14 protein-coding genes are annotated in these 17,292 nt (G+C 69.7%); all 14 read right to left on the minus strand.

All coding sequences use genetic code 11. The features are described from left to right. Positions 1-79: 79 nt before the first annotated feature. The 14 genes from V8201_RS00430 to V8201_RS00495 all read right to left on the minus strand — a co-directional run bounded on the left by V8201_RS00430 (position 80) and on the right by V8201_RS00495 (position 17,175). Positions 80-1,246: an HlyD family secretion protein gene (locus V8201_RS00430; protein ID WP_037534967.1), complete on the minus strand. Its 1,167-nt coding sequence runs from the start codon at positions 1,244-1,246 to the stop codon at positions 80-82. After that, on the minus strand, positions 1,243-2,901 hold the full coding sequence (locus tag V8201_RS00435) for an MFS transporter (RefSeq protein ID WP_336544201.1): 1,659 nt from the start codon (positions 2,899-2,901) through the stop codon (positions 1,243-1,245). The genes V8201_RS00430 and V8201_RS00435 overlap by 4 nt, the downstream gene beginning before the upstream one ends. Positions 2,902-2,933: 32 nt before the next feature. Then, positions 2,934-3,941: a glycosyltransferase family 4 protein gene (locus tag V8201_RS00440; protein WP_336544202.1), complete on the minus strand. Its 1,008-nt coding sequence runs from the start codon at positions 3,939-3,941 to the stop codon at positions 2,934-2,936. A gap of 9 nt (positions 3,942-3,950) precedes the next feature. Next, positions 3,951-5,513, minus strand: coding sequence for an alpha-amylase family glycosyl hydrolase (locus tag V8201_RS00445; protein WP_336544203.1), 1,563 nt, complete (start codon positions 5,511-5,513; stop codon positions 3,951-3,953). Beyond that, positions 5,510-6,622, minus strand: coding sequence for a glycoside hydrolase family 130 protein (locus V8201_RS00450; RefSeq protein ID WP_271299601.1), 1,113 nt, complete (start codon positions 6,620-6,622; stop codon positions 5,510-5,512). Before V8201_RS00450 ends, V8201_RS00445 begins: the two co-directional genes overlap by 4 nt. 213 nt (positions 6,623-6,835) lie before the next feature. Then, positions 6,836-7,681, minus strand: coding sequence for a TorF family putative porin (locus tag V8201_RS00455; RefSeq protein ID WP_271299600.1), 846 nt, complete (start codon positions 7,679-7,681; stop codon positions 6,836-6,838). Positions 7,682-7,845: 164 nt separating this feature from the next. Beyond that, entirely contained in the window at positions 7,846-9,363 is a 1,518-nt protein-coding gene (locus tag V8201_RS00460) for a SulP family inorganic anion transporter (protein WP_336544204.1), read from the minus strand. Continuing rightward, on the minus strand, positions 9,360-10,058 hold the full coding sequence (locus V8201_RS00465; RefSeq protein WP_336544205.1) for a carbonic anhydrase: 699 nt from the start codon (positions 10,056-10,058) through the stop codon (positions 9,360-9,362). The genes V8201_RS00460 and V8201_RS00465 overlap by 4 nt, the downstream gene beginning before the upstream one ends. Before the next feature lie 136 nt (positions 10,059-10,194). After that, positions 10,195-11,505, minus strand: coding sequence for an ATP-binding protein (locus tag V8201_RS00470; RefSeq protein WP_037534975.1), 1,311 nt, complete (start codon positions 11,503-11,505; stop codon positions 10,195-10,197). A gap of 196 nt (positions 11,506-11,701) precedes the next feature. After that, positions 11,702-12,412, minus strand: a complete 711-nt coding sequence (locus V8201_RS00475) for a response regulator (protein ID WP_037534976.1) — start codon at positions 12,410-12,412, stop codon at positions 11,702-11,704. Positions 12,413-12,481: 69 nt separating this feature from the next. Further along, entirely contained in the window at positions 12,482-14,023 is a 1,542-nt protein-coding gene (locus tag V8201_RS00480) for a DHA2 family efflux MFS transporter permease subunit (protein WP_336544206.1), read from the minus strand. A 121-nt stretch (positions 14,024-14,144) separates the two neighbouring features. Then, positions 14,145-15,305, minus strand: a complete 1,161-nt coding sequence (locus tag V8201_RS00485; protein WP_037534978.1) for an HlyD family secretion protein — start codon at positions 15,303-15,305, stop codon at positions 14,145-14,147. Next, positions 15,302-16,705 (minus strand): efflux transporter outer membrane subunit, encoded by a 1,404-nt coding sequence (locus V8201_RS00490; protein ID WP_336544207.1) that lies wholly within the window; start codon positions 16,703-16,705, stop codon positions 15,302-15,304. The genes V8201_RS00485 and V8201_RS00490 overlap by 4 nt, the downstream gene beginning before the upstream one ends. Then, on the minus strand, positions 16,702-17,175 hold the full coding sequence (locus V8201_RS00495) for a MarR family winged helix-turn-helix transcriptional regulator (protein WP_271299594.1): 474 nt from the start codon (positions 17,173-17,175) through the stop codon (positions 16,702-16,704). Before V8201_RS00495 ends, V8201_RS00490 begins: the two co-directional genes overlap by 4 nt. Positions 17,176-17,292: the final 117 nt, after the last annotated feature.

The following is a 17,292-nucleotide window of genomic DNA, read 5'->3' on the forward strand; positions in this document are numbered from 1 at the left end:
CTTCGATCGAGCAGCAACGGGAGAGCCGCTGGCGCGGCAGGCGCACCCTCGACGCGGCTTCGCGCCCTCACGCGGATCATCACTTCACCACCGGCCCGTTCGCCGTATCGACGCGCGCCTGTACCGACATGCCGGGGCGCAGGCGCGCGGCGAGCGACTGGCCCGGGTCGACGCGGATGCGGACCGCGATCCGCTGCGGCACCTTGGTGAAATTGCCGGTGGCATTGTCCGCCTTGAGCACCGCGAATTCGGAGCCGGCGGCGGGCGAGATGCGCTCGATATGTCCGGTCAGGCGCGCATTGGCGAGACCGTCGACGGTGAAGCTCGCCGGCTGGCCGACCGTCATCCGTGCGGTCTGCGCTTCCTTGAAATTGGCGATCACCCAGGTTTCGGGCGGCACGAGGAACATCAGCTGCGATCCCGCGGTGACATATTGGCCGACGCGGACGCCGACCTCGCTCAGCCGGCCGCTCTCCGGCGCGCGGATCACGGTGTTGGCGAGATCGATCTGGGCGAGGCGCAGCGCCGCCTCGGCGCCCGATACGCCGGCCCGCTGGCCGCCGCGGCCGACCTGGACGGTGCGGATGTCCTGTTGCGCGATCTCGCGTGCCGCGCGTGCCTGCTGCACCGCCGCCTGCGCCTGGCGCAGCGCGGCGAGCGTCTGGTCGCGTTCGCGCAACGAGACCGAGCCGTCGGTGACGAGGTCGTTGACGCGGTTCATGTCCGCCTGCGCGCGCATCAGCTGCGCCTCGGCATTGGCGACCGCGGCGGTCTGCGCGGCGAGGCTGGCGGTCCGGCTGCGCTCGGTCTGGTTGGCGTTGGCGAGCGTCGCCGCCTGCGCATCGACCTGCGCCTGCGCCTGGTCGACGCGCTGGCGATAGATGCGATCGTCGATCCGGACGAGCGGCTGGCCCGCCTTCACGTCGGCGAAGTCGCGGACGAAGACGGTGGTGACATAGCCCGACACCTGCGGCGCGATCACCGTGGTGCGGCCACGGACATAGGCATTGTCGGTCGATTGATAGGCGGTGGCGAAGGGCGGCAGCCGCCACGCCGCGAGCACCGCGAGCACGCCGCCGACCGCCAGCGCGGCGATGACGACGAGCGCGGTGCGGCTCGGCGGCTGCGGCTTCCAGCCCGAGCCGACGGGCGCGGCGGCAGCGGCAGCGGCAGCGGCAGGCGCGGCGGCGGCCTGCGCCTCCTCGGTCGCGGGGGTGGGATCGACGGGGCTGCGGCTATCGGTCATGCGGCACTCTGGCTGGACGCGGCGCGGCGTTCGCGATGCGCCCGGCGGATGATGAGGAAGAGGAGATAACAGAAGGTGAGCGCGGCGAGCAGCGCGATCAGCCGGAACACGTCGTCATAGGCGAGGACATTGGCCTCGCGCGTCGCGGTCTGCGACAGGATCGCCGCGCCCTCGGCACTGCGCAGGCCGGGATCGCCGACGACGCGGGCGACCGCCGCGCCGCCCGCCTGCAACCGCTGGGTGACGATCGGATCGGTCGGGTCGATGCCCTGCACCAGAGCGGCGCTGTTCGCCTTTTCGCGGATCTGCTGATAGCTGCCGAGCAGCGCGGTCCCGGCAAGGCCGCCGATCGAGTTGATCATGCCGAACAGCGCGATGAAGCTGATGATATGGCCCGACCCGGCCTTCAGCGCGCGGGTCATGCCGAACAGCAGCGCCGGCCCGAGGAAATAAGTGGCGGCGAAGGCGATCAGCGCCTGGCTGGCGTAGAGCTGCGGCGCGCGGGTCAGGCTGGTCGCGTGGCTGTCGGCATAAGCGGCGATCGCGACGAGGCCGATCGCCAGCATGATCGGATGCGCCAGCCGCTCGACGTCGAGCGTCACTGCGCTCATCACCACGCCGGCGAACGAGGCGAGGAAAATGATCGAGAAGAAGGTGATGAGCTGGTCGTTGTTCTGGCCGAGCACGGTGAGCAGGCCGACCGCGGCATAGGTCTGTTCCGACAGGACGATGCGCGCCATGATCGTGACGACGGTGAAGCGGACGATATCGGCGCTGCCGAGCCAGCGCGTGTTGAGCAACGGATTGACGCGGTGATGCTCGATCGCCAGCGCCGCGGCGAGCATCGGGATCGCCGCGATCAACGCCCAGCCGATCCACCGCGCATTCGCCCACCAGACGATCCGCCCCTCGCCGAGCACCGCGGCGAACAGCGCCATCGCGCCCGCGAACAGGACGAAGGTGACGAAATCGAGCGGCTCGAACGCCTTGGACCGCGTCGTCGGCGGCAGGCGGAGCAGCGCGACCGCGGCGAGGCTGAGCAAGGCGAGGCCCAGCTCGAACAGGTACAGCGTGCGCCATTGCGACATGGCGAGCAGATCGGGCGAGAACAGCCGGGCGAGCGGCGTCGCGCATTGCGGAATGCCGATGCCGACCACCACCGCCTTCAGCCGCCATTTGGTCGGCAGCGCCTGCATCATGTAATAGAGGCACAGGCTGGAGACCGCCGCGCCCGCCATGCCGCTCGCCGCGCGCACCAGGATCGCGGTATCGAATTCGCGCACGAACAGATGGCCGAGCGTGAAGAGCACGTAGAGGCCGAGGAAGATCATCGCGAACGGGCGCAGGCCGAATTGCGCGCGGAACTTGATCAGCAGCAGGTTGATGCTGACGTTGGTCATCACATAGACGGTCGGCAGCCAGGCGATCTCCGCCGGATCGAGGCCGAGCGCGCCTTGCAGCGTATAGGTGTTGGCGGAGATCAGCGCATTGCCGAAGCCGCCGGTCAGGCCGAGCAGCACCGCGATGACGCCATAAGCGATGCGATGGCGCGTGCGATGCTCGACCGTGCCGGGTGAGCCGGGCAGCACCGGCACTTCCTGCGGCGCGAACGTCCAGTCTTCTTCGGACAGGAAACGGCGCAGGCGGGCGATCATATTCCCGTTATGGCCCGATCGCCGCGGCCGGTTCAACCACCTAAGATGTCGCGATACAAAGCGATATAGCGGTCGGCCATGCGCTCCACGGTAAAACGTTCGGCGACCGCCGCGCGGCAGGCGGCGCGGTCGATCTCGGGCAGGCGCGCGACCGCGGCGATCGCCGCCTCGACGCTGTCGACGAGGAAGCCGGTGACGCCGTCGTCGATCAGCTCGGGCATCGATCCGCGGTTGATCGCGATCACCGGCGTGCCGCAGGCCATCGCCTCGATCACCGACAGGCCGAACGGCTCGTCGAAGTTGATGAGGTGGAGCAGCGCCGCGGCCTGGCCGAGCGCGGCAGTCCGTTCCGCGCCGCCGACCGCGCCGGGGTGGCGGATTTGGGCCCCGAGATGCGGCACCACCGCGCGCTCGTAATAGCCCTGATCCTGGACGATGCCGTACATCGCGAGTTCGCGGCCCGTCGCCTGCGCCACCGCGATCGCCTCGGCGGCGCCCTTGTCGGGATGCATGCGGCCGAAGAACAGCAAGGCGTCGCTGCCCTGCGCATCGAAGGGGAAGTCGTCGAGGACGATGCCATGGTGGATCGTCGCGGCATAGCGCAGCTGCGGCGAGCGGTCCGCGTCGCTGATCGCGACATAGTGCACGCGGTCCTGATAGGGCTGGTACATCGGCAGGATGCGGTCCGACGAGAAGCCGTGGATCGTCGTCACCATCGGCGTATCGACCAGATGCGCGAAGGCATGGGCGGGGAAATCCGCCTGATTGTGGATCAGGTCGAACTCGCCGGCGCGTTCGAACAGATGCGCGAGGTGGCGGAACTCCCACACTTTGGCATCGACGCTCGGGTCTTCCGAATAGGGCGCGGGGACGACGGCGGCGAGCGTACCGGCGGTGAGGCTGTCCTGCGTCGCGAACAGCGTGACGTCGACGCCGCGCGCGACCAGCGCCTCGGTCAGCAGGCTGGTGACGAGTTCCCACGGGCCGTAATGGCGCGGCGGGGTGCGCCACGAGATGGGGGCGAGCATCGCGATTTTCATGACGCTCGCTTAGCGGGTTACGCGCAGGATGATAGCGTCGTCGCCGCGCAGCGTCGCCGGATCGGCGGTGCCGCCCAACGTCGACAGCAGCAGCGTACCGGCGGGCAGCTCGACCGGCTGCGGCGTCGCGCCGAGATTGAGCGCGACGACGATCCGCTCGTCACCGTGGCTGCGCTCATAGGCGAGCACGTCGCCCTCCGCGGCGATCAGGCGGAAGTCGCCGACCGCCAGCGCCGCGTGCTTGCGCCGCAGCCGCAGCAGGTCGCGGTGCAGCGCGAGCATCGATACCGGATCGGCCGCCTGCGCGGCGACGTTGCGCGTCGGCCAGTCGGGGTTGAGCGGCAGCCACGGCTCGGCGGTGGAGAAGCCGGCGTGGGCGCTCGCATTCCACGGCATCGGCGTGCGCACCGGATCGCGGCCGAGGCCGAGCCCGGGCTCGCGCAGCTCGCGCGGGTCCTGCACGCGCTCCGCCGGAATCGCGACATCGGTCAGGCCCAGTTCGTCGCCATAATAGAGCGTCGGCGTGCCGCGCAGCGTCAGCAGCAGGACCGCGGCGTTGCGCGCCTGCGCGGCGCCGACGCGGCTGGCGATCCGCGGCCGGTCATGGTTGCCGAGCACCCAATTGGGCCAGCCGTCGGCAGGCAGTGCCGCCTCATAGTCGGCGATCAGCCCGGCGAGGTGGCGCGCGTCCCACGCCGCATCGATCAGCTGGAAGTTGAAGGGCAGATGCACCTCGGGCGCGTCGAGGCCGTAATAGTGCATCAGCCGCTCGACCGGCAGGTAGATCTCGCCGATCAGCACGCGGTCGCCGGGGTAGGAATCGGCGATCGCGCGCATCTCGGCGGCGATGCCGTGCACCTCGGGCTGGTCGGTCGAATGCTGCTGGAGCACGGCATGCATCCCTCCCATCGCCGGGTGATAGTCGGGGTTGGCGGGATTGTCGGGGAAGTCGGCGTGCTTGACCATGTGCCACAGCACGTCGATGCGGAACCCGTCGACGCCGCGATCGAACCAGAAGCGCAGCGCCTCCATCATCGCGCGGCGCAGATCGGGGTTGCGCCAGTTGAGGTCGGCCTGTTCCTTGAGGAAGGCGTGATAGTAATATTGTCCGGTCGCGGCGTCATATTCCCACGCCGATCCGCCGAAGTCGCTGATCCAGTTGTTGGGCGGTCCGCCATCGGGGGCGGGATCGCGCCAGATATACCAGTCGCGCCTGGGATTGTCGCGCGACGCGCGGCTCTCCTGGAACCAGGGATGATCGGTCGAGCTGTGGTTGGGGACGAAGTCGAGCAGCAGCTTGAGCCCGCGATCATGCGCCGCGGCGAGCAGGCTGTCGAAATCGGCGAGCGTGCCGAAGCGCGGATCGATCCCGCAATAATCGGCGACGTCATAGCCGAAATCGCGCATCGGCGACGGGAAGATCGGCGAGATCCAGATCGCCTCGACGCCGAGCATGACGAGATGGTCGAGCCGCGCCTCGATCCCCTGGAGGTCGCCGACGCCGTCCCCGTCGCTGTCCTGGAACGAGCGCGGATAGATCTGGTAGATCGTCCCCGACCGCCACCACGTCATGCGAACCGCTCCTTGGCCAGCCGGGTCATCCGGCAGGCGAGGTCCGCCTCGCCGCTCGCGACCAGATAGTCGTCGCCCATGTCGACCAGCCCGGTCGAGAAGACCACGGGGGTGGGCAGGTACATCTGATGCGCGATCCGCGCGGTGAGCGCGGGGTTGGCTTCCAGCAACGGCACCTCATCCTCGACGCGCAGGATGCGGGCGGGATCGTCGCGGTCGAGCAAGGCCCAGAAGCTGCGATAGATGCCGACGCTCTCGCGTGCCTCGACGCCGTGATAGATCATCATCCAGCCGTCGCGGGTCAGCACCGGCTGGGTGCCGCCGCCGATCTTCATCGCCGCCTGCGATCCCTTGCGCGCGCGCAGGCCGGGCGCGTCGAGCGGCTTCCAGTGCAGCGCGTCGGGGCTCTGCGCGAAGTTGATCGACGGGCCGCCGACATAGGGGCTGTCGGGCGGATAGGCGAAATAGACCTCGCCGAGCGGCCGGGTCAGCGCCATGAAGCGGCCGCCGACCAGACCTTCGAACAGGATCATGTCCTTGTTCTGGTGATCGAGGACGATGCCGTCGAGCCGGTAGTGGAGGCCGTCGCGCGCGCTGTGCAGCGTCGTGCTGTGCCGCTCGGCGCCGACCGAACAGGTCGTCATGTACCAGGTGTCGCCGATCCGGGTGATGCGCGCATCCTCGACGCCATAGCATTGGTAGCCGGCGGCGGGCTCGATCGCCGCGTCGTAATGGATCGCGACGATCCGCTCGCCGGCGGGATCGAGCTCGACCGGCAGCAGCCACGACAGCGACGTAAGGGCGAGGATGCGGTGACGGCTGCCCTTGACCTCGAACTGGCGCGGATCGGTCATGTCGACCGCGTCGAGCGGCCAGGCGTCGGTGACATAGCCTTCGGGCGTCCAGCGGATCGCATGGACGTGGCCGTCGCGCACCGGCTCGCGCAGCGCCTCGGCGACGCGGACCATCAGCAGCAGATTGCCGTTCGGCAGGCGGGTGAAGCCGGGGTTGAACGCGCCGAGCACATAGGTCGGTTCGGCGATGCCGCGGCGTAGCGGCGACCGGGTCAGATCGACATCGTCGGGGGTGAAGATCAGGGCGTCATGCATGACGGCGACAGCGCGGCGGCGAGGGAGTGGTTCCATCGCCAAAATCCTCCCCGGCACGGGGAGGTGGCACCGCGAAGCGGTGACGGAGGGGGGCTTCCTCAAGCGGTCCGCTGGGCGAGAGCTCGCCAACCGCCGTATCGCCTGCGGAAGCCCCCCTCCGTCACGCCTTCGGCGTGCCACCTCCCCGCGAGCGGGGAGGAATGACGGGAGACGTCAGAACGCCGCGGTCAGCGCGAACACGACCTGGCTGGCGGCGATGCTGCTGCCGTTCTTGGTCGAGGAGAAGTTCGGCTGGAGATAGGCCGCCTGGCGCTTGGTGATGTCGGTATCGACATAGGCGACGCCGAGCGTCAGCGGCGTGCCCTTGATCGCGTAATCGGCGCCGAGCAGCCAGTCCCAATATTCGCCGGTCGGCGCCACCGAGGTGCCGTTGGGGCCGAGGCCCGAATTGCCCTTCGAATAGCCGATATGCGCCTTGGCGGTGAACGGCGTCGTCGGGATCGCGCTGGCAAAATCCCCCCACAGGTAGAGATTGTCGTTCTTCTTGCCCGGACGGTTGGGCACGCCGGTCGCATAGTCCGCGCCGCTGTTATACCATTTGCCGAGCGCCTCCTGCTTGGGCGCGTAAGCGACGCCGGCGAGCAGATTGACCGGGCCGATCGTGCCCGACAGCTTGGCATAGGGTTCGGCGAAGTCGGTCTTCGACGCGCCGCCCGGATACATATACCAGGTCAGGCCGACATCGATCGCGCCGCCGCTGATCGCATGTTTGTAGCCGCCGATCAGGTCGAGCTCCATGTTGGAGCCGCCGAACGTGCCCCAGCCGGCGAGGTTGGACGCCCAGGTGCCGACGTAGACGCCGCTTTCGTGCGCGATGGTGATGCCGCCCTGGACCGCGCCTTCCTTGTCGGTCTGCGACACGCCGCGCAGCCGATAGTCGGAGACGAGCGCGACGTTGCCGGAGACGGTGACCGCCTTGGGCGGCGCGGTGTCCTGCGCCGCGGCGGGCATCGAAGTCACGGCAGCGAGCGTGGTAGCCGCGAGGAGAAGATACTTCATGGGACCCCTTTCGAGTGGATGGAGGTCCCTCCTGCGTCCGCGCCGCCGGCGCGCTCGCCTCGCGGGATGCGAAGGGGCACCGGTCTTGCTCGGACGCCCTTTCGCTACCGCGGCATTATGGCCAAAAAGCTGCTTTCCTGTAACGAAACATTGCTGGGCGGGGATCAGTGGGCGAGTGCGGCAGTCTTGCCACGCGCGCCGAACACCTCGATCGTGTCGCCTGCGGCGCGCCGGCGCTGGAACCAGTCCTTGATCAGCTCGGCGCAGGTATGGTCGACCGTCGACAGGCCGGTGACGTCGAGGCGGACCGGCGTGCCCGCCGGCGCGCGCTCCAGCGTGTCGGAGAGCTTGGGCAGCGAGACGAAGGTCGCCGACCCCGACAGGTTGATCGCATGCGCGCCGCCCTGTGCGCCTTCCGACACCTTGAGGCCAAGGCGACGCAGGTGCGGCACCAGCTCGAGCATCGACAGGCCGATGCCGACCAGCACGCCGGTGAGCAGGTCCGCGACGACGACGGTGACCAGCGTCGCCAGCCAGATCAGCGCCGGCAGCGGCCCGTAATGCGAGAAGAGGTGGCGGGCATGGGCGAGGCTGACCAGCCGCCAGCCGGTGATGACGAGGATCGCGCCCAGCGCGGCCATCGGGATCTCGCGCAGCACCCAGGGCAGCAGTGCGACGAAGCCGAGGATCCAGAAGCCGTGGAACATCGTCGACAGGCGGGTGGTCGCGCCGGCCTGGACGTTCGCCGAGGAGCGGACGATGACCCCGGTCATCGGCAGTGCGCCGGCAAGGCCGCAGAGCAGATTGCCGATGCCCTGCGCGCGCAGCTCCTTGTTGTAATTGGTGCGGACGCCGTCGTGCATGCGATCGACGGCGGCGGCGGAGAGCAAGGTCTCGGCGCTGGCGATGAAGGCGATGGCGAGCGCCGCGGTGATGATCGACGGATCGGCCCATTTGGCGAACAGGCCGACGCCGGGGAAGGCGACCGCGCCGGCGATCGATTCGGGCACGTTGACGCGGGCGACGTCGAGCCCGAAGGCAAGCGCAACGAAGGTGCCGGTGAGCACGCCGACCAGCGCGCCGGGAACGAGGCGCAGCGACGCGGGGCGGAACTTCTCCCAGCCGAGCATCGCGGCGATGGTCAGCATGCCGACCCCGAAGGCGATCTCGGTCGCGGCGATGTTGCTCGGCGACAGGCCGAACAGCCGGCCGGGCGCGGCGGCGAGGTTCTGCAGGCCGCTCGGCAGCGGCTTGGCGTCGAACAGGACGTGGAACTGGCCGACGACGATCAGCACGCCGATGCCGGCGAGCATGCCGTGCACCACCGCGGGCGAGATGGCGCGGAACCAGCCGCCGAGCCGGGCGATGCCGGCGACGACCTGGATCAGCCCGGCAAGGACGAGGATCGGCCCCAGGGCCGACAGGCCCTGATCGCGGACCAGCTCGAAGACGACGACGGCGAGGCCGGCGGCGGGGCCGCTGACCTGCAACGGCGATCCGGCGAGCGCGCCGACGACGATGCCGCCGATGATGCCGGTGATCAGGCCCTTTTCGGCGGGAACGCCCGAGGCGACGGCGATGCCCATGCACAGGGGCATGGCGACGAGGAAGACGACGATCGAGGCGGTGAGGTCACGTGTGACCGTCGGCCCGTTCGGCAGCAGCGCGCGCAGCCGGTTCATTCCGCCGCATCCGCGAAGGCGACGTCGGAGGCGCGGCGCGGCGCGGCGTGGAGCGCGACCGGGAAGGCATCGCCCTCGCGGATCGGCACGAACCGGCCGCTGATGCCGTCGAGGCCGAGCACGACGCCTTCATGGATGTCGACGAACCAGCCGTGCAGCGTGATATGCCCCTGCGCGATCCCCGCCGCGACGGAGGGATGGGTGCGCAGATGGGCGAGCTGCGACACGACGTTCTCGAGGCTGAGCGCGCGGATGCGCTCGCCGTCGGTGAGGTCGGGATAGCTCTGGTCGACGACCTGCCGCGCGGCGGCGCCATGCTTGAGCCAGTGGGCGACGGTCGGCACCGCGGCGAGCGCGGCGGGATCGCCCGACAGGCCCTTCATCGCGCCGCAGTCCGAATGGCCGCAGACGATGACGTCGCGCACGCCGAGCACCGAAATGGCATATTCGACCGTCGCCGACACGCCGCCGGTATGCGCCGAGAAGGGCGGGACGATATTGCCGGCGTTGCGGCAGACGAACAGATCGCCGGGCTGTGCCTGCATAATATGTTCGGGGACGATGCGCGAATCGGCGCAGGAGATCATCAGCGCCTTCGGAAACTGGCCGTCATGCGCCAGCGTCGAATAGAGCGCCTGCTGGTTTTGGAAGACCTTCTTTTCGAAACTGAGGACGCGGCCGATGACTTCGTTCACGCTGGTTGCTCCCGAACCTGCGGCGGGCGCCGCAGTTGATCGACGAGCGATAGCGCGCGCGGCTTGCCGCTCCGCAGCGGGGATGTTTTATTATGTTGCCGGGGGATCGTTTGGCCGGCTTTCGCGCCAACCTGGATCAGCGCGGCAGCATGATCGCCGCGCGCAGGCCCCCTTCGCGCCGGTTGGACAACGTCAGCGTACCGCCTTCCGCCTCGACGATCCGGCCGACGATCGGCAGGCCGAGGCCGAAGCCGACGGTGTCGCGCGGCCGCGCCGTATCGAGCCGGACGAAGGGTTCGAGCACGCTGCGCAACTGATCCTCCGGGATGCCGGCGCCGTCATCCTCGACGATCATCGTCACGCCGGCGGGCTCGCTGTCCAGCCGCAGCGTCACGTTGCCCGCATAATGGAGCGCATTGTCGATCAGATTGCCGAGCGCGCGCTTGAGCGCGAGCGGGCGGACTACCACCTCGCAATGCGCCGGACCTTCGTAGCGACCGGGCAGGCCGCGGTCCTCGACCTCGTCGATCAGCGTCGCGCAGAGCACGGCAAGATCGATCAGCACCGGCGTCTCGGGATCGCTGCCGCCGCCGAGGAAGGCGAGCAGCGAATTGACCATCGCCTCCATCTCGCCGATGTCGCGCTGGATCGCGGCGCGCGTCGCCTCGTCGCCCACCGCATCGGCGCGCAGCCGCAGCCGGTGGAGCGGCGTGCGCAGATCATGGCCGACCGCGGCGAGCGCCTGGGTGCGGTCGACGATCAGCCGCTGGATGCGCGCCGCCATCCGGTTGAATGCGGCGACGACGCGGCGCACCTCGCCGGGGCCGGCCTCCGGGATCGGGTCATGCTCTGCATCGCCCAGCGTATCGGCGGCGATCGCGAGCTGGCGCATCGGCCGCAGCGCGCGGCGGATCAGCAGCCCGCCCATCAGCATCAGGCCGAGCGCCGGGATCAGCGCGAGCAGGATGCGCTCGGTCGCCAGCTCCATATTGTGCAGCCGTTCGAGCGTGCGGAAATACAGCCAGCTGCCGTCGGGCAGCCGTAACCCGCCGGTGACGACCGAGCTGCGCCCCGGCGAGGTCAGCTTGAGCCGCAGGTCGGTGGCGGCGAGCGTCGGCTCCCATTCGATCACCTGATGCCGCATGCTGTCGAGCGCGGGGGCGATCGGCGGCGGCGGCGGCAGATCGCGCCGCCAGTGCAGCGCATAGCGTTCGGTGGTGAGATCCTCCGCCATCGCATCGCGCCGCGCCGGCGGCTGTTCGGCGACGAGCCGACGTGCGATGACGAGATGCTCGGCGAGCCGCCGCGCCTCGTCGTCGCGCACCGCGAACTGGCTGGCGCGCTCGTAGAGGATCGTGCTGACGCCGAATTCGATCACCATCGTCAGCAGCAGGATCGCGACGATCTGCCCGATCAGGCCGATCGAGGGGCGGACGAAGCGGGTCATCGGCCTCGGGCGGGGCAGGGGGCGGCGGGGCAGGGGGCGGCGGGGCAGGGGGCGGCGGGTCGAGGCCGCCGGGCCGCCACCGCTCGCGCTGAGCCTGTCGAAGCCCATCGTGGCACAGGCGAGGCGGAGATGGGCGCCAACCCGCTCACAGACAGACGCAGAGCGAACGCAGGATGTCGGGCCGGCACCCCCGCCGTCACCGGCGCGTCACCTCGGTGTTGAGCATATAGCCGACGCCGCGGACGGTGATGATCGGCGCATCCTTGCCGGCGCTCGACAATTTGCGACGCAGGCGGCTGATCAGCACGTCGATGCTGCGATCCGAACTGTCGCCCAACCGCGTGCGCGACAGCTCGATCAGCCGTTCGCGGGCGATCACCCGGCCGGCGTGATCGGCGAGGCTGACGAGCAGATCGAACTCGGCGCCGGTCAGGTCGACCACCGCGCCGGTCGGCGAGGTGAGCTCGCGGCGCGGCAGTGTCACCTGCCAGCCGTCGAAGGTCAGCACGCCCTCCTCGCGCTCGCCGGGGCTGCGTTCCAGCGAGCCGCGGCGCAGCACCGCGCGGATGCGCGCGATCAGCTCGCGGCTGCCGAACGGCTTGGCGATATAATCGTCGGCGCCGAGTTCGAGGCCGACGACGCGGTCGGTCTCGCTGCCCTTGGCGCTGATGAAGATGATCGGCACCTCGCTCTTCTGGCGCAGCGCGCGGCACAGATCGATGCCGCTCGTCCCCGGCAGCATAATGTCGAGCAGGATGAGATCGACCGGCCCGGCCTCCAGGGCCAGCCACATCTCGGGCGCGGCGGATGCGGGGCGGACGAGATAACCGTTTTCCTGCAACGCTCTGGTGGTCAGCGTGCGGAGGGCGGGATCGTCCTCTACCAGGAGGATGGTGGGGGCGGTCATGACCGCGAGAGGTAGGCACACCGGCCGGGGCGGTCAACCGCGGCCGGGCCTTCCGTTCCTCGCGCTGGCTCAGTCCGCCGCGACCGGCCCGTGCCCGCCCTTGGGCCGACGCGTGAACCAGACGAGGACGATCATCGCCGCGCTCAGCCACGCCGACAGGCGGAACAGGTCGGTCGAGGCGAGCAGATACGCCTGATTGACCATCTGGCGGGTGATCATCGCGCTTGCCTGCACCGCATTCGCGCCGAGCCGCTGCAGGGCCTCGGTCGCCATCTGCAACGGCATGCCGCTGCCGATCGCCTCGGCAAGGCGGCTCTGGTGCAGCGCCTCGCGCCGGTCCCAGGCGGTGGTGATGATCGAGGCGGAGAAGGAGCCTGCGACGATCCGCCCGAAATTGGAGATGCCCGTCGCCGAGGGGATGCGCGGCGGGGCGATGCCGTCGAGCAGGATCGTCACCATCGCCAGGAAGAAGATGCTCATGCCGATTCCCTGGACGAGCAGCGGCAGCATGAAGTCGAAGACGGTCGCGCCGGTGACCAGATTCGACCGCATCCAATAGGAGACGGCGAAGGCGACGAACGAGATGGTCGCGAGCAGCCGCGCATCGATCTTGCCCGACAGCCGCGCGGCGAGCGGCGAGATCACCACAGCGACGACGCCGCTCGGCGCCGCGATCAGCCCCGCCCAGGTCGCGGTATAGCCGAGCTGCGTCTGCAGCCACAACGGCAGAATCAGCGTGTTGGCGAAGAACACCGCATAGCCGAGGCAGAAGACGAGCGTGCCGATCAGGAAGTTGCGGTTGCCGAACAGCGACAGGTCGACTGCCGGGTTGGCATCGGTCAGCTCCCAGATGATCCAGGCGACGAAGCCGACCGCGGCGACCACCGCGAGCACGCAGATCGCCGGATCGTTGAACCAGTCGGCGTTCTTGCCGAGATCGAGCATGATCTGCAGCGAACCGACCCACAGCACCAGCAGCATCAGCCCGACCGTATCGATCGGCAGCTTGCGCGTCGGCGTCTCGCGGCTCTTGAGGCCGTTCCAGCAGACCAGGGTGGTGAACAGGCCGAAGGGCAGGTTGATCAGGAAGATCCAGCTCCAATGGTAATTGTCGCTGATATAGCCGCCGAGGATCGGCCCCATCACCGGCCCGACCAGCGTCGTCATCGACCAGACGCCGAGCGCGGTCGAGCGTTTGTCGGGAGGGAAGATCGAGATGAGCAATGCCTGGCTGCCCGGCATCATCGGCCCCGAACAGGCGCCCTGCAGGATGCGGAAGGCGATCAGCGAGGGCAGGTCCCAGGCGATGCCGCATAGGAAGGAGGCGACGGTGAACGCCGCCACCGCGGTGCAGAAGGTGCGCACCACGCCGAACCGCCCCATCAGCCAGCCGGTCAGCGGCACCGCGACGCCGTTCGCCACCGCGAAGGCGGTGATCACCCAGGTCGAATTGTCGCTGGAGACGCCGAGATTGCCGGCGATCGTCGGCAGCGAGACGTTGGCGATCGTGCTGTCGAGCACCATCATGAACGTGCCGAGCGCGAGCGCGAAGGCGATCAGCGCGCGCTGGCCGCCGACGAGCGGGGCGGGGCCTTGGGCTTGGGTGGCCATTACAGGATGTTCCAGACGGACTTGCTGTCCTCACCCCTGCCACCCGGCTGCGCCGGGCGGGCAACGTCCCGCTCCCGATCGGGAGCGGGGGCGGCACAGGGTGGGGACAGCGGAGGCGACATCAACGATTGGCGGCGATGATCTGGCGGATGCGCGCCTCGACCGCAGGATCGCTGCCGTCGGTGGCGCGGCCGGCATAGGCCTGCGCCGCGGGCTGGCCGAGCAGCGCGCCCGAGCGATTGGCGGTATCCACCGTCGCATTGACCGACAGGCCGACGCGCAGCGGATGGGCGTTCAGCTCGCGCGGATCGAGCGCGATCCGCACCGGCACGCGCTGGACGATCTTGATCCAGTTGCCGCTGGCATTCTGCGGCGGCAGCAGCGCGAAGGCGTTGCCCGATCCGGCGCCGACGCCGATCACCTTGCCGTGGAAGACGATGTCGTCGCCGTACATGTCGGCGGTCACCGTCGCGGGCTGGCCGATGCGCAGATCCTTAAGCTGCGTCTCGCGAAAGTTCGCGTCGACCCACACCTTGGACAGCGGCACCACCGCCATCAGCGGCGTGCCGGCGGCGACCTGCTGGCCGATCTGCACGGTGCGCTGCGCGACCACGCCGTCGATCGGCGCGACGATGTGCATGTGGCTGCGCATGATTGCGGCACGGCGATAGGCGGCGGCCGCGGCGAGCACCGCGGGGTTGGTGCTGGTATCGGTGCCCTGCACCGTCGAGCGCGACTGCGCCTGCTGGCTGCGTGCGAGGTTGAGGTTGGCGCGCGCGACCTTGACCGCATCGGCGGCATGGGCGAGCTCCTCGCCCGAGATCGCGCCCTGGGCGGCGGCACCGCGCCGGCGCGCATAATCGGCAGTGGCGGCGGAGAGCTGCGCCTCGGCCTGCACCACCGCCGCGCCGCTTTCGCCGACCTTGCTGATGTCGGCGCGGGTGGCGCGCACCGCGCGGGCGAGCTCCGCTGCGGCCGAGGCGAGCGCGACGTCGGCGGTCGCCGGGTCGAGGTCGAGCAGCGGCGCGCCGGCCTTGACCGTCTGCGTATTGTCGGCGTGGATCGCGGTGATCTGGCCGGGATCGCGCGCGGTGATCGCGACGACGTCGCCGGCGACATAGGCGTCGTCGGTCTCCTCGGCGGGTTTGGCGAGCAGGAAGTGCGACACCGCCCAGGCGATCAGCCCGATTGCCACGACGATGCCGAGGATCAGCAGCCCGCGGCGGCGGGCCTGCGGCTTGCCGGCGGGCGGGAGGGGCGCGGACGCTTGCGTATCGGTCATCGGCGGGGTTCCTGGGGAGAGAAGCCGCCGCCGAGCGCCAGCACCAGCGCGACGCGCTGGCGGGCCGCATCGGCGGCGAGATTGGCTTGGGTCAGTTGCGCATCGAGCAGGCGGACGTCGTTGTCGACGAGGTCGAGCTTGCTATCGAGGCCGCTGGCGACACGGATCGCATTGAGACGGTTGGTCTCGCCGAAGCCGCGCACCACCTCGGCGGTGCGGGCGCGCTGTTCGGCGAGGTTGGCGACCAGCGCGATCGCATCGGCGGCGTCGCGCACCGCGCCGATGACGCGATCATTATAATCGGCAGTGGCGAGATCGAGCGCCGCGGTCGCGCCGGCGAGGTCCGCCTTCAACCGGCCATTGTCGAACAGCGGCAGGTGGATCGCCGGACCGGCGCCGGCGGTGCCGGCGTCGAGGCTGACGAGATTGCCGAGTCCGATCGCCTGGAAGCCGGCGAGCGCGGTGAGGTTGACGTTGGGATAGAAGGCACGCCGCGCGACCTGCCGGCCGGCGGCGGCGGCGGCGATCCGCGCCTGCGCCGCGGCGATGTCGGGCCGCCGGGCGAGCAGGTCGGCGGGAACCTGCGCGGGCAGCGGCAAAGCGGCGTCGAGCTGCACCGTCGTGGGGACGATCGCTGCGGCATAGTCCGGCCCGCGCCCGGCAAGCGCCGCGAGCGCATTCACCGCCAGCGCCCGCGCGCCTTCCGCCCGCACCAGCGCGCTCTGCGCCTGGGCGAGCAGCGTCTGCGCGGCGGTCGCCTGCAGATTGCTCGCCAGCCGGTTGCGGATACGGATGGCGACGAGGCGTACCGATTGCTGCCGGGTCGCGATGGTGCGGCGGGCGATCGTCGCCTCCGCCTCGGCGCGGGCGAGATCGATATAGGTCTGCACCACCGACCCGGCGATCGCCAGCCGCGCCGCGGCGAGATCGAGCGCCGCAGCCTCGGCCGAGGCGCGCGCACCGGCGATCGCCGCCTTCTGCCGGCCGAACAGATCGAGGTTCCAGCTCAGATTGGCCTGCGTCGTCCCGACGAAGCGCACCGACCCACCATAGGGCGGCGGGATGATGTAGCGGCCCGACAGGCGCTGCACCTGTTCGTTGGCGTCGAGCGAGACGTCGGGGCCGGTGTCGGCGCGGCGGCTCGACAGCACCGCCTGTGCCTGCGCGATACGGGCGAGCGCGGCGTCGAGCGTCGGATTGCCCGCGGTCGCCTCTGCGACGAGCCGGTCGAGCTGCGGGTCGCCGAAGCCGGTCCACCAGTTGTCGGCGATCGCCGGTGCCGGCGCGCCGGTGAGGCCGAGCGACGCAGGCGCGACCGCCTGCACCGCGGGCGGGCTGGCCGGCACCGCGCAGCCGGCGAGAAGAAGGAGCGCCGCGGGCGGCAGGATCTTGGTGGTCACGCTGGAGTGCCTTGTTCGGGGCCATTCTGGATGGTGTCGCGCAGCCGCCGCAGCAGCTCGGTCAACCGGTCGACATCGGCGGCGTCCCAGTCCTTCAGCCAGTGGTTCCAGAGCTGGACGACCTCGTCCCGGACGGCGCAGGCGATCTGCTCGCCCGCCTCGGTCAGGATCAGGCGGATGACGCGGCGATCCTCGCCGCTCTCGCGGTCGCGCCGCACCCAGTCGCGCTCCTCGAGCGTATCGACCAGCCGGGTGATCGCGCCCTTGTCGTGGCACAGGTCGCGGGCGATCTCCGCACAGCTTTGCGCACCGTTGAAATGCAGGGAGACCAGCGCGCTCCATTGCGTCTTGGTGATGCCGGCGCGGCTGAAGATCGGTTCAAGCGCGATCGTGCCGAGCTGCTCCGACCGGCGGACGAGATAGCCGATCGAATTTTCGGGCGTGAAATTATGCTCGGAGTAATGCGCCATAAGGTTGCCTTGGCAATGGTTGCCTCGGCAGTCAATCGCTTGTTACGAACTATTTCGCAATGCAGCATTTTTCCGCTGCGCCGCATCGCGGCCATTCCGGCGTCTTATCCTGCGGCG

The organism is Sphingomonas kyungheensis, assembly GCF_037120395.1.
Lineage (GTDB): Bacteria > Pseudomonadota > Alphaproteobacteria > Sphingomonadales > Sphingomonadaceae > Sphingomonas > Sphingomonas kyungheensis.